Below are 12,921 nucleotides of genomic sequence, written 5' to 3'. Positions count from 1 at the left end.
TCATGCTGCCGTCACCCTTCCAATTCGAGCGGCCTTCCACGATTGCCGATGCCGTGCGTGCCGTCGGCGATTCCGGCGACGGCATGTTCTACGCCGGCGGGACCGAATTGCTGCTCGCGCTGAAAATGCGCGTCATCCGTATAGACCGCCTCATCGACATCAAGGGTATCCCCGGGCTCGATTGCATCGCCGTCAACGGCATGAACGAGATCGAGATCGGCGCGCGTTGCACGCACAGGAAGATCAGCGGCGATCCCGTTATCCGCGAACACGTGCCGGCGCTTGCGTCGCTCTGCGCCGAGGTCGCAAACATCAGGGTCCGGAACGTTGGAACAATCGGCGGCAACCTCTGCTTCGGAGAGCCTCACGCCGATCCGCCGACGATGCTCGCCGCTCTCAACGCACGGCTGGTGCTCGAGGGATCCCGGGGGACGCGTGAAGTTCACGCTGATGATTTCATCCGAAGCGAAATGGAAACGGTGCGCGAGCCTGACGAGCTGCTGAGAGTGATCGTGTTCCCGCGGCCCGCGGGACCCGTAACCTATCGCCGGTTCAAGCATGGTGAGAGGCCCTCCGTTAACGTCGCGATGGCCTGGTCACTGAACGCCGGCGGCACAATCACGAGCGCCCGTGTGCGGGTCGGCGCGCTTGGTTCGCGGCCACAGCCTTTGCTGGTCGTCGAGGATGCCCTCCGAAACGTAGGGGTCACAGAGGCTCGCCAGGCGATTGAGACTGCTCTTCCCGCAGCCTTGGATCAGCTTGAAGTCAACGCCGATCGGCATGGGGGAGCCGATTACAAGCGTCACCTTGCAGGCGTGCTTCTGCTGCGTAACGCCGATGAGGCTGTCATCGCCGGCGGGAGCTGGCCGAAATGACACAAGTATTGGCGATCTGCTTCGCGTTGAACGGCAAGACGATCGCCGTCGACGTCCCGGCCCATATGCTCCTGATCGACCTCATCCGGGATCGTTTGGACCTGAAGGGAACGAAACGTTCCTGCGACATGGAAGTATGCGGCGCTTGCACGGTCCTTCTCGATGGCGAGCCGATCTCGAGCTGCACCACGCTCGCAGTCGATGTGGACCGGCGCGACGTCACGACAATCGAGGGTGTCACGCCGCCGGACGGGCTATCCCCGATCCAGAAGGCGTTCGTGCATCATGGCGGCCTGCAGTGTGGCTTCTGCACGCCCGGGTTCATCATGGCGGTCACGGCGCTCTTGAAGACCACGCCGCACCCGACAGACGCGGAAATCCGGCACTATCTCGACGGCAATCTTTGCCGCTGCACCGGTTACACCAAGATTTTCGAAGCCGTGAAGAGCCTTGCGGTCCGGCGGGATGCCGCTTGAAACCGTCGCGAGACGGCGCAGCTACTTTCTGGAGGTACCATGAGTATTGATCAGGTCAAAAGAACGAGCGTCTTGATTGCGGGCGCGGGCATCGGCGGCTTGGCGATGGCGTTATCGCTGCTTCGACGCGGGATCGATTGCGACGTTTTCGAGCAGGCGTCCGAGCTGCGTGAAGTCGGCGCCGGCCTTTGGGTCTCGATGAACGGCGTGCGCGTACTTCGCGATCTCGGCCTCGCCGAACAAGTCGAACAGAATTGCATCGCGGCCGAGCGACGTTCCATCCGGCTCTGGAACACCGGTGAAACGTGGTCGCTGTATGACCGGTCCACCGACGCAGCCCGTAACCAACCCTACCTTCTGCTGCGCGCGCACCTGTTGAAGATCCTTGTCGACGGTGTACGGCGATTGAAGCCGGACGCCATCCATCTGAACGCCCATGTTGTCGGATTCAGCCAGAGCCGGGACGGGATTCGGCTTCGGCTCGCGGACGGCCGCGAGGTCGAAGGTCGGGCGCTGATCGGCGCCGACGGTTCGCATTCGAAGGTCCGAACCGGGCTGATCGGCCAGATCGAAAGCCAGTACACCAACGCAATCGCCTGGCGTGGTCTGGTGCCGGTCGACCGGCTCGAGCCGCATCAGCGCGAGCCCGTGGTGTCGACATGGATTGGGCCGAACGCACATGTCACGGCATATCCGGTCCGCTGGCAGAACACGGAATTGATGACGTTCTCGGGGCAGGTCGATCGCAACGACTGGCTCCTGGAATCCTGGTCGGAGAAGGGGTCTGTCGAGGAGTGCCTGAAGGACTTCGTGGGCTGGCATCCCGACATCATCGCGCTCGTCAGCAACGTCGAAAGCCTCCACAAGTGGGGCCTGTTCGTGCGGCCCACGCTGGCTGGTTGGTCGCAAGGACGGGTCACGCTTCTTGGAGATGCGTGCCACTCCATGCTGCCATATCTCGGTCAGGGAGTGAACATGGCGTTGGAGGACGCCTCCGTTCTCGCCCGGTGCCTCGAGCAGCACCCAAGCGATCCTGCGAGAGCTTTCCAGACATATCAAAGCCTGCGCCTGGATCGCACAACCAAGGTTGTGAACTCCGCGGCTGGGATGCTGCCGATCTTCCACAACCCGGCACTCTCCAGGGCCGAAACGGCCGGAGACTACATCAGGACGCAGTGGGCGCCGGAAGCGACCGCCGCTCGTTACGACTGGATCTACCAGTACGACGCGACCGCCATTCCTCTTCATTGACATCTCTCCCCACGAGCAAGGGTGCACAAGGATGATCGGCAAAGAGCAGCCCTGGGACAGGGTGATACCGCTCGAAGAGCGCGAGACCTACGCGATCGCAGGATTGGGTGGCGCGGCTGGATTCGGCAAACGGCCCGCGCTGCTGGTGATTGACGTGCAGTACCGCTCGGTCGGTGACCGGCCGATGCCGATCCGCGAGGCGATCAAGCAATATCCAACCAGCTGCGGTGAGGCTGGTTGGCAGGCCATGGCGCAGATTGCCGATCTGATGCGGTTGTTTCGCGGCAGAAGATGGCCGGTGATATTTCCGCATGTCGCCTGCAAGGTCAGCCATGACGAGGGGGCATTCGCGGCAAAAATTCCAGCCATCATGCAGATTCCGCCCGAGGGCTACGACTTTGTTCGTGAGGTGGCTCCAGAGCCGGGAGAACTGCTGCTGCCAAAGACGCAGGCAAGCGCATTCTTCGGCACCCCGCTCACGACATATCTCGTCGGGGCCGGGATCGATTCACTGGTGGTGACCGGCTGCACGACAAGCGGCTGCGTCCGGGCATCGGTCGTCGATGCATGCGCGCTGAATTTCAAATCGATCGTGCCGAGCGATGCTGTCTACGATCGTTCGCCGACTTCGCACGCCGTCAACCTGTTCGATATAGCCAGCAAGTACGCAGATGTGATGCCCACCTCGGAAGTCACCGAGCGGCTTCATGCGCTGCCAGCCGATCGTACGCAGGATCGCCCGACATGAGTGTCGCCCAGGTCTCCGGTCTGCTCTACGGCGCTCACGTGCGCGCAAATGGCGTCCGCCAGCATTACCTGCGCTTCGGCGGAGCCGGTCCTGCCATCATCATCCTCCCGGGCATCTCGACGGCCGCGGCACAATGGGCGTTCATCGCGGAACGTCTGTGCATCGGACATGACGTCTATGTACTCGACGTCCGGGGACGCGGCCTTTCCGAAAGCGGGCCGCATCTCAATTATTCGCTGGATGCCTGCGCCTCGGATCTGGTCGCATTCGCCGAGGCGCTGGAAATAGGCGCGTATACCCTGCTCGGCCACTCCATGGGCGCCCGGATCGGAATTCGTGCCGCGCGCTGGCGGCCATCGTCCATGAGACAGTTGATCCTGGTCGATCCTCCGGTCTCCGGCCCCGGACGCCGCGCCTATCCAAGTCCGATCGGGCCTCTTCTGAAGCTGCTTCATAGCGCAAGGCTTGGAGAAGCGGACGCGGCGCTGCGAAGCCCCTCCGCGCCGCGCTGGCCCGAAAAGCACATCCGTGCCCGGGCCGAGTGGATGCACACCTGCGACGAGCGCGCCCTGATCGAAAGTCACAAGGGCTTTCATCACGATGACATTCACAACGATCTCGCCAACCTCAGCGTCCGCACCTGGCTGCTCGTTGCAGGCAAAGGCGACGTCATCCGTCCCGAAGATGAGAGAGAGATTCAACGATTATTGCCGTCCATCGAGATCAAGCGACTGGAGAGCGCAGGTCACCAAATGCACATCGACGACACGGAAGGCTTCCTTTCGATCGTCAGTGACGTCCTCGCCTGACCGCTCGAAAGACCGGTCGGAGCGCTGCGATTACATGCCCGGCAAAGGAGATGACTGAAGATGACCCGGCAACGCATCGATGTTGATATGCTCGAACTGTTCAAGGCCGAACTTGCACTCTGCAAGGTGAGCGAAGGCGAGGTCGTGGCTGTCCTGAGCGGCGGCGAGGATCAGTCGGAGTATGCCCAGACGTTCATGCTGGCCGCGCGGAGCCTTGGCGCGACAACTTTCCACCTCAATGTTCCAAAGTACGGCCAGAGCAAGGTTGCGGGCCAGCAGGGCAGACACGCGCTGAGCGGCAACCAGCCGGCGATCGACACGCTCAAGCGCGTGGACATGGTGATTGATCTTCTGGGCCTGCTGTTCTCGCGCGAGCAACTCGAAATTCAGGAGGCAGGCACGCGCATTCTGCGCGTCATGGAGCCGTTCCACATTCTCAAGAAGATGTTCCCGACTGAGGATCTCCGCCGGCGGACCGAGCTCTCACGAACGCTCCTGCAGTCAGCCAGAACCATGCGCATCACGTCGCCGGGCGGAACGGATGTGACCTACGGCCTAAAGCAATATCCGGTCATTTCCGAGTACGGATACACCGATGAACCGGGCCGCTGGGATCATTTCCCGTCAGGATTTGCTTTCACGCAGGCCACGGATGGGGACGTCAACGGCACTGTCGTCCTGATGCCGGGCGACATTCTCTGCGCATTCAAGCGCTACATCCAGTCTCCGGTCACGCTCACCATCAAGGACGGCTACATCGTCGACCTCAAGGGCGAAGGCACCGACGCGACGCTCATCAGGAGCTATATCGACAGTTTCGGCGATCCGCGAGGTTGGGCAATCTCGCATATCGGGTGGGGATCGAATGAGCGCGCCGACTGGCACCATATAGCTGCATCTCAGCAACTCGCGTCGGAGCACATCATGAGCGCGCTTTCCTTTTATGGAAACGTTCTGTTCTCGACGGGACCGAATACCGAGCTTGGCGGCACGAACGACACGCCGTGTCATCTCGATATCCCGCTTCGCGGCTGCAGTCTCTGGCTCGACGATATTCACATCCTCGACAAGGGCGAGTTTGCCTACCCGGAGTTGAGGGCGCCCGGCCGCTAGGCCTCGGCATCGAACCGGGACCCGGAGTCGCAATTGCGGCTCCCAATGACGCGGAAAGCGCTTCGGCGACGATCATCCACTGTTCAGCTCTTTCAACGGGGAACGCATTGCATGTCTAAGACCGTCTCAGGCGCGGAAGATTACACGGCCAGGCAACGTTATTCGATCATGATCTCGGCGATGCTGGGATACATTCTCGACTTCTACGATGTCCTGATCTTTCCGTTTCTGCTGCCAGCGATCCAGCGGTCAATGTCGCTATCGTTGACCGAGATCGGCTCCCTGCAAGCCCTGACGCTCTTCGGGTCGGCGATCGGCGGGGCCCTGTTCGGCGTCATCGGTGATCGCCTTGGCCGAAAGACCTCGCTTCAGCTCACGATCGCGCTGTTCTCGGTCGCGGCGATTATTTCCGCGTTCGCATGGAATTACTGGTCGCTTGCGGTGCTGCGGTTCATCACCGGAATCGGTCTTGGCGGCGAGTACGGCGTTGGCATGGTGCTTTTCAACGAGGCCTGGAAAAAAGGCAGCCGCGGCCTGGGCGCGGCTGCGCTTCAGGGCTGCGCCGTGATCGCATCGTCCACGGCGTCGATCGTCGGAATCTGGCTTATCGCGACGTTCAGCGACGAGTGGAGCTGGCGCATCGGCCTGCTGAGCGGTGGAATGCCGATCCTGCTGATCATCTTCATCCGCTTCTTCATGCCTGAATCGAAAATCTGGCTGGAGTACGAGGCGCAACGCAAGGCCGGTCAGGTTGCAGAGGCGGCCCGCACGCTTCCCCTGGCGGATCTGTTTCGCAACGGGCTGGCGCGCCAGACCGTCACTGCCTGCGTGTGGCTGATGAGCTACATGCTTTGCTACTACAGCGTCGTCTCCTTCATTCCGACGCTGTTGCTCCGGGACATGCACACGCCGGGCGACGTGGTTCGCACCACGGCCGTTCTTCTTTCCGTGGTCAGCGGCATCTGCTATCTCGCCAACGGCTTTTTCAACGACAGGGCTGGCCGCCGGTTCGGTGCTCTCGTGCCGGCGTTGTTCTGGATCGGATCCTTGGTTGGCATGGCGGTATGGGGAGGTCAGCTCTATGCCGGCTCGAAGACCGAGTGGCCGATGTTCTGGCTCTATATCGGTTTCGGGATTGGCAACGTTGCGCTCGGCGTGACGGGCGTCTGGATCTCGGAACTCTATCCGGTCAATCTGCGCGCGACGGCGGTGTCCACATTCTATATGGGCGGTCGTGGCCTTGGCAGCATCGCGCCGGTTATCGTGCCCCTTGCGGCCGCTCATTTCGGCGGAAGCCTGCTGAACGGCATGGTCGCCGTGGCTCTTCCCGCCGCGGCTACCTTCGTTCTGGCCTCTCTTCTGCTTCCTGAGACGCTCGGTCGGGATTTGTCCGCGAAGGGCTTCAAGGCCGATGCGGACTCGGAGCCGGCGATGAAGGCTGCTCCGGTCTCGAGCGTATGATGCGCTCGTGAAAGACGCGCGGCGAGATGAGTGCTTGGCGCGCTCGTCGCGCCGGCCTGGCGTGAAAGTGGCTTTCGGTACAGGGCTCGTCGAACGGACAAATGACGTCTGGTCGAGGCCCTCAATGCATCAATCAAAACGTGGCCAGCACCGTCTTCTTCATGCGTACCGCTGCCCCGATGGCAGATGTTGCCGACCGGCCGATCCTCGGTGCCCCTGCCGAACCTGTTGCAATCATGCGATAGTGCTGCTTGGGCAATTCGGATTTCCGCGGCATGGCGATTGGCCGTATCGTCCGGATTTGGCGGTGTCCTTACGTAGCCGCGACCTTCAGATCGGCAGGTCAAGTTGCGGCGCCGCATCGTCGTTCTGTAGGGACGAAAGCGAAACCCCCAGCAGCCGGACTGACCTGGAAAAGGGCATCTCGTTTTGAAGGAGCGCGATCGACAGTCGCTCGAGTTCTGCGCGGCTTGAAACCGCAGCAGGTACCGACCTGCTGCGCGTGATGATTTCGAAATCGTTGAATTTGACCTTGAGGGTCACCGTTCGGCCACGCGCTGCCTTGTCTTCACAGTGCCGCCAGACCTTGTCGATGAGTGGCTGCAGTTCGGCTGCCAAGGTCTGGAATTCCGTCAAATCGCTTGTGAAGGTGGTCTCTGCGCCGACCGACTTCCGGATTCGATCGGCGCGGACCTCACGATGATCGACGCCCCTTGAGATCCAATAGTAGTACGCGCCGGCCTTGCCGAAATTGGCTTGCATGAATGCGAGCGACTGATTGCGCATATCGAGCCCCGTGTAGAGACCCAGGGCATTCATCCTGGCGCCGGTCGCAGGACCAATGCCGTGGAATTTGCCGACGGTCAGGGTTTCCACAAATGCCGGGCCCATTTCAGGCGTGATGACGTACTGGCCATTCGGCTTGCGGTGATCCGATGCGAGTTTTGCCAGAAACTTGTTGTATGAGATGCCGGCCGAAGCGTTGAGACCTGTCTCGGCCTTGATCTTGGCCCGGATAGCGAGCGCGACGTCGCGCGCCCATGGGATGCGTTGCAGGTTGTCGGTCACGTCGAGATAGGCCTCGTCGAGCGACAGGGGCTCGATAATCGGTGTGTGTTCTGCGAAGATGTCGCGGATCTGCTGCGAGATGGCCTTGTAGATCTCGAAGCGCGGCTTGACGAAGATCAGATCGGGACATTGTCGTTTTGCCGTGACGGACGGCATGGCCGAACGAACTCCGAACTTTCTGGCCTCATAGCTGGCTGCCGCCACGACGCCGCGTTCGCGGGATCCTCCGACGGCAACCGGCTTGCCACGCAGGTCTGGATTGTCCCGCTGCTCGACGGACGCATAGAATGCGTCCATGTCGATGTGGATGATCTTGCGCTGCCTGACCGGCGCAACCGCCTGGTCGTCATCGATCTCGATGGTCACGTCCCGAGCCCGGCTGTATCTTCCTTGACGCCGCGGGCGACGACCCGAAGTGTTCCGTCGGCAAGCGGCCGCTGCAATTTCAGTGCCTCGTCCGGAGGTGCCGTCATCCAGACGTCTACCTCCACCGGCGATGTGAGGATCACCGGCATCGCCTTCGGATGAATGGCACCGACCTCTGCATTGGGCTCCGTCGTCAGGAACGCGTAGAGGTCATTGGTCGTCTCACCTTCCTTGACTTTCCGGACGGACGTCCAGCTGGTCCAGATGCCGGCGAAGCAGGCGAGGGGACGGCTCTCGTCGAGCGCGAACCAGATATCGCCGCCCTCAGCCTTATTGAACTCGCTGAAGGAGTTGAACGGCACCACGCAGCGGTTTTCGGGGCCGAGCCATTTCGTCCAATGCTTGCTCTTTACGTTGCGGATATTGGTCGTACCGCTGTCCGGCTCCATCCGCAGCAATTGCTTGAAATCGACCGCCTTGCCTTTCGCCTCGAGCTTTGCCGCGCGCTTTTTGGTTGCTTCCATCATGGCGTGCTGCGAAGACGGCATGCCCCACCGTGCCGTCGCGAGTTCGCGGCCCTCGGCCCCATTGCGCACGATCGGCGCCTTATAATCGGGAAAGACCCCTGGCATCGGCGCCAGATTGCCAATGTACCGGTTCACGACGCGGAACAGCGCGGCGATGGCGGCTTGATTGTTCGTGATCGAGTAGAGATTGCACATCGGTCAGGCTTCGGTCCGAGAGTGGCGCGGCTGCCCCGCCAATTGTAACAGAGTCGCAGAGGGACGCCGGCCGGCCGTGCTGCATTTTCGGCAGCGCAGCCGGCTGGCGAGATCATGTACGAAGGTGGCCCGCGGATTCTTCATCGCCGTGAGGTCAACGTCACTTGGCGTCTTGCAAGCTTCGCATCTGATTTCGAGCCAGGTGAAGCCTCCATTTAAGGCCTGGTCGATCGTCGGGGAGGGATCGATCGGCTCTCCGTCGGACCACATGCGTTCGTTCCAGCTCTCGCACAGCAGCTTGTCCGCCTGCTGGATGAGTGCTTCCCCCTTTGCCCGCATTTCTGCCGATCGGGTGGCCAGGATGTTGGCCATTGCGCGCGCCTTACCAAGCTCCTTTTTCAGCGCCTTGCGGCCGCTGCCCGACAAGGGCGTAGGGTGATATTTCGGGGTCATCCGGACACCGGCGCAAAGAGATCCGATCGGCGACCTGATGCTGGCTACGGCGTCTCGAACGCCGGCCAGCACCCGTCTTCTTCATGCCTGCCGGTGCGCTGCTGGCAGGTGTTGTCGAGCAGCCGCTGCGCGACGTCCTTCCAGGCTGCGTTGCGGCCATACAACCGGACTGCATCGGCGCTCTGGATTTCCACGGTCCGCTCGCAGCGGCGGCAGGAGACGCGCAGCACGTGGGCCTTGATTTCCGAGAGGCGTCGCTGTTGGGCTTGGGCGCCGGCGCGAGGATCTTTGAGGACCGATTCCCAATATTCGGCCGGGAGGGGCGCATCCGGACCCGCAGCGGGCGGCGCTCGTCTACGGTCGGCTTCAGCGGCCAGTTTTTCCATCTGTTTCGGGGTCGGCATGCGCCAGCTCGCGGGTCGGTCGGTCATGTCCGAATTAGAACATAACAAGAACAAATGTCGAGTCCGACCAGCCAGCCGCTTAGAAAATTCCTCCCGTAGGACGGGTCGCGATGTCGGAACCAAGCCGGGTCGTTCGTCTTGAATCCGTTATCAGTATCGGAGTTCCCTCGGCATGGCCCCCCGCGCTAACTGGAAAGGCTTCCTGCGTCTTTCCCTCGTCACCTGTCCGGTCGCGCTCTATCCGGCCACGTCGGAATCCGAGAAGGTCTCCTTCAACCAGTTGAACCGAAAGACCGGCCACCGGATCAAATATGCCAAGGTCGATGCCGACACCGGCGAGGAGGTCGACAACGAGGACATTGTCAAGGGCTACAAGGTGGACGACGACAGCTTCGTCGAGGTGACCAAGGAGGAGCTCGAGAACGTCGCGCTGGAATCGACGCGAACCATCGAAATCGACGAGTTCGTCGACCGCAGCGAGATCGATCCGCGATATCTCATTCGCCCCTACTACCTGCGTCCGGACGGAAAAGTCGGGCACGATGCCTTTGCTGTCATTCGGGAAACCATCCGCGAGATGAACAAGGTCGCGATTGGTCGCGTGGTGCTGACCAATCGGGAGCACATCATCGCGCTGGAGCCGCTGGACAAGGGGTTGATGGGGACGCTGTTGCGCTATCCGTACGAAGTCCGTTCCGCCGATGAGTATTTCGACGACATCCAGGATGTCAAAGTCACCAAGGACATGCTCGAACTAGCCAAGCACATCGTCAATCAAAAGTCGGGTCACTTCGAGCCGGACAAGTTCCAAGACCAGTATGAAACCGCCCTCATCGATCTCATCAACCAGAAGCGAGCGGGTAAACCCATCACAGCAAAGGCGCGTCCTCGCGGCGAGAACGTGGTGGACCTGATGGACGCGCTACGCAAGAGCATTGGAAGAGAGGGAGCCGCGACAGAGGCACCCAAGAAATCAGGCAAAAAGCCGCGTAAGGCCGCCACTGGGCAGAAGGAAATGCTGATGCCGATCGCAGGCAAGAAGCCGGCGAAAGAGGCTTCGGCGAAGAAGCCGGCGGCCAAGCCGCAGCGGAAGTCGGCTTGAGCATATCGTGAAGCATCCGGATTTTTCTCCGAAGTGTGGATGCAACATTCTGGTGTCAAAATACGACCGAGAGTTAATCACGGACGATAGGTTCTGAATAAACCATTGGTGGTTATTTATCGCTCTCGGCAGGACTACGCGGCCGGTGCGCCTGCGCGTCCCCTGTGTTTTAGGTAGCGGAGGATGTCCGGCAACGACATCGCGTTCAAAACCCGATTCGGCGATACACCGCCCTTGCGCGCCATCTCGACGCCCCAGTGCATGTGGTCGAGTTCGCGGATCGAATGAGCATCCGGATTGATACTCATCATGCAGCCGAAGTCTAAAGCCGCCTGGTGCCATCGCCAGTCAAGATCCAGCCTCCAGGGATGGGCGTTGATCTCGACGGCAACGTCATTCCTGGCGCAGGCGCGCAACACCTTTTCGATGTCGATGTCGTATCCGGGGCGGCGCTGGAGCTGGCGTCCCGTCATATGTCCGATGATCCTCGTATAACGATTGGAAATGGCTCGCAGAAGCCGGTCGGTTTGCGCTTTCCGATCCAGCTTGAAGCGGCCGTGGATGCTGGCGACCACGAAATCGAACCGATCGAGGACATCGTCGGGATAGTCCAGGGAGCCGTCGGCCAGGATGTCGGATTCGATCCCCTTCAGGATCCGGAATTCCTTTCCGAACTTCCTGTTGAGCCGGTCGGCCTCGCGGTGCTGCTCCTCGATCTGCTCGACCGAGAGCCCCCCGGCGTAGTGTGCGGACTTGGAATGGTCCGCCACTCCGAAATATTGATAACCGCGCTTTCGCGTGGCGTTCGCCATCGTCTCGAGTGTCTCTGTGCCATCGGACGCGTCGGTATGACAGTGCAGAATTCCGTGAAGATCGCCGTCGGTGACGAGCTCGGGCAGTTTGCCCCTTAGCGCCCGTTCGATCTCGCCGCGCCCTTCGCGCAGTTCGGGCTCGATGAACGGCAGGCCGAGCGCGTCGTAGATGTCCGCTTCCTTCGCCGCCATTATGCGCCGGCCCTTCCGGAGGCCGTCTGTTTGCAGCGTCATGCCCTTGCGCTGGGCGAGCGTGCGAAGCTGTTCGAGGTGTTCGGCCGATCCGGTCGCTTGCAGCAGCGTGGCTCCAAAATGTTTTCGGTCGGTGAGGTGGACCTTCAGTCCCGAAGAATTCAGAGCCGTGGGGGCGTCTTCGTCTTTGGCAGTTTCTGCGACAAGGACGAGTTCGGCCACCAGTTCGCAGCCGCGCCGGAAGTCGCCGGCGACGGCGATGTGCTTTAGGTCGGGGCGCAACTTTGCAAGGGATGCCTGCGCATGTTCGATCAGGGCCGCGGCGCGATGCAGATGCAATCGGCCTTCGCCGCTCTTTGCGATCGGAAGATTCTGCAGGATCTTGGTCTGAAGCGACGCGCCAAGTCCTTTGGCCTTACGGCTTCGATCGTCCCTGGCGGCGGCTTCAAGCTCCGCCAACGAGGCGATTCCAAGGTCCTTGTGAAGCCGCAGTACCTTCTCCGGCCTCAGCCCGGGCACCGTCAGCATCTCGAGTACGCCGGCGGGGATCTCCTTGCGCAGCTTCTCCAGGCTTGGATGGCTGCCCGTCCGATGAAGCTTGGAAATGATGTCGGCAATGGCTTCGCCAACGCCCGGAATTTCGGTGAGCCGGTCCTCCTCGATCAACGTTTCGAGTGGGATTGCGAGCGCTGCGACATTGTCGGCGGCGCGGGCATAGGCCTTGGCACGGTAGGGATTGCCGCCCCGCATGGCGGTGCGTTGCGCGTACTCGCGCAGGAGTTTTGCTACTTGCTGGGCCTCAGCGACGGCCACTCAGCGGCCTCCCGTCGCCCTCAGTCCGCTCCGTGTGGTCGAGCGGACGAAACGCATTGTTCGGTACCGAACCTGAGCCCAGCGATTTCTCAAGCTTCTGTGCCGCTCGGAAATCGTCCATGTGATGCAGGTTCGGGCCGAACGCGGCCTCCTTCATCAGGAGGTGGTATACTCTGCCTACCACGGCCTGGAGATGCTTCATTCTTCCGAGCGGCATCGCCCGTGCCTTGCAGAGGGCTCGGATGGCGTGGGCCCT

General features: G+C 61.3%; 13 protein-coding genes. 8 read left to right on the top strand and 5 right to left on the bottom strand.

Annotation, left to right across the window (positions count from 1 at the left end):
• Positions 1-2: 2 nt before the first annotated feature.
• The 7 genes from ACVINW_RS00895 to ACVINW_RS00865 all read left to right on the top strand — a co-directional run bounded on the left by ACVINW_RS00895 (position 3) and on the right by ACVINW_RS00865 (position 6,733).
• A complete protein-coding gene (locus tag ACVINW_RS00895; RefSeq protein ID WP_456749568.1) occupies positions 3-875 on the top strand; it encodes an FAD binding domain-containing protein in 873 nt (290 codons plus the stop codon).
• Entirely contained in the window at positions 872-1,351 is a 480-nt protein-coding gene (locus ACVINW_RS00890) for a (2Fe-2S)-binding protein (RefSeq protein WP_456749567.1), read from the top strand. Before ACVINW_RS00895 ends, ACVINW_RS00890 begins: the two co-directional genes overlap by 4 nt.
• 39 nt (positions 1,352-1,390) lie before the next feature.
• Complete coding sequence (locus tag ACVINW_RS00885) at positions 1,391-2,602, top strand: FAD-dependent monooxygenase (protein ID WP_456749566.1); 1,212 nt, start codon at positions 1,391-1,393, stop codon at positions 2,600-2,602.
• A gap of 31 nt (positions 2,603-2,633) precedes the next feature.
• A complete protein-coding gene (locus tag ACVINW_RS00880; protein ID WP_456749565.1) occupies positions 2,634-3,350 on the top strand; it encodes an isochorismatase family protein in 717 nt (238 codons plus the stop codon).
• Positions 3,347-4,159 (top strand): alpha/beta fold hydrolase, encoded by an 813-nt coding sequence (locus tag ACVINW_RS00875; protein WP_456706899.1) that lies wholly within the window; start codon positions 3,347-3,349, stop codon positions 4,157-4,159. The genes ACVINW_RS00880 and ACVINW_RS00875 overlap by 4 nt, the downstream gene beginning before the upstream one ends.
• Positions 4,160-4,219: 60 nt before the next feature.
• Entirely contained in the window at positions 4,220-5,272 is a 1,053-nt protein-coding gene (locus tag ACVINW_RS00870) for a leucyl aminopeptidase (RefSeq protein WP_456749564.1), read from the top strand.
• A gap of 111 nt (positions 5,273-5,383) precedes the next feature.
• Positions 5,384-6,733 carry an MFS transporter gene (locus tag ACVINW_RS00865; protein WP_456749563.1) on the top strand — a complete coding sequence of 450 codons (1,350 nt, stop codon included), beginning with the start codon at positions 5,384-5,386 and terminating at the stop codon, positions 6,731-6,733.
• 330 nt (positions 6,734-7,063) lie between these two features.
• On the opposite strand, the gene dinB is transcribed toward ACVINW_RS00865, so the two are convergent.
• The 4 genes from dinB to ACVINW_RS00845 are packed head-to-tail and all read right to left on the bottom strand — an operon-like array spanning position 7,064 to position 9,773.
• Complete coding sequence (gene dinB / locus ACVINW_RS00860; RefSeq protein WP_456749562.1) at positions 7,064-8,167, bottom strand: DNA polymerase IV; 1,104 nt, start codon at positions 8,165-8,167, stop codon at positions 7,064-7,066.
• Entirely contained in the window at positions 8,164-8,889 is a 726-nt protein-coding gene (locus ACVINW_RS00855) for an SOS response-associated peptidase (protein WP_456749561.1), read from the bottom strand. The genes dinB and ACVINW_RS00855 overlap by 4 nt, the downstream gene beginning before the upstream one ends.
• A gap of 3 nt (positions 8,890-8,892) precedes the next feature.
• Entirely contained in the window at positions 8,893-9,342 is a 450-nt protein-coding gene (locus ACVINW_RS00850; RefSeq protein ID WP_456749560.1) for a hypothetical protein, read from the bottom strand.
• 44 nt (positions 9,343-9,386) lie between these two features.
• Entirely contained in the window at positions 9,387-9,773 is a 387-nt protein-coding gene (locus tag ACVINW_RS00845; RefSeq protein WP_456749559.1) for a hypothetical protein, read from the bottom strand.
• A gap of 145 nt (positions 9,774-9,918) precedes the next feature.
• Here ACVINW_RS00845 and ku point away from each other — a divergent pair, with 145 nt between their 5' ends.
• On the top strand, positions 9,919-10,848 hold the full coding sequence (gene ku / locus ACVINW_RS00840) for a non-homologous end joining protein Ku (RefSeq protein ID WP_456706894.1): 930 nt from the start codon (positions 9,919-9,921) through the stop codon (positions 10,846-10,848).
• A 134-nt stretch (positions 10,849-10,982) separates the two neighbouring features.
• On the opposite strand, the gene ACVINW_RS00835 is transcribed toward ku, so the two are convergent.
• Positions 10,983-12,665, bottom strand: coding sequence for a PHP domain-containing protein (locus ACVINW_RS00835; RefSeq protein ID WP_456749558.1), 1,683 nt, complete (start codon positions 12,663-12,665; stop codon positions 10,983-10,985).
• Positions 12,666-12,921: the final 256 nt, after the last annotated feature.

Source organism: Bradyrhizobium sp. USDA 4461, from assembly GCF_054055655.1.
This window is presented reverse-complemented; position numbering and strand designations above follow the sequence as displayed.